The sequence below is a fragment of the Caldisalinibacter kiritimatiensis genome, assembly GCF_000387765.1.
GTDB lineage: Bacteria > Bacillota > Clostridia > Tissierellales > Caldisalinibacteraceae > Caldisalinibacter > Caldisalinibacter kiritimatiensis.
Window position 1 is genome coordinate 1 of the sequence record NZ_ARZA01000283.1, and the last position, 347, is coordinate 347.

Sequence of the window (347 nt, forward strand, 5' to 3'; positions counted from 1 at the left end):
CGAAATAGCTTTAGGGCTAGCCTCAAGTTAGTGATGTGGGGGTAGAGCACTGAATGGCCTAGGGGCGTATATACGTTACCAAAGCCTATCAAACTCCGAATACCATATCATGATGCTTGGGAGTCAGACTCCGGGGGATAAGCTCCGTAGTCGAAAGGGAAACAGCCCAGACCACCAGCTAAGGTCCCTAAGTACAGGTTAAGTGGGAAAGGATGTAAGACTACACAGACAACCAGGATGTTGGCTTAGAAGCAGCCATTCATTTAAAGAGTGCGTAATAGCTCACTGGTCGAGTGGTCTTGCGCCGAAGATGTCCGGGGCTCAAACCTGTCACCGAAGCTGTGGAA

General features: G+C 49.9%; 1 rRNA gene. It reads left to right on the forward strand.

Annotated features, from left to right (window positions below):
* Window positions 1-347 (forward strand): 23S ribosomal RNA (locus L21TH_RS13340); the annotation flags it as partial.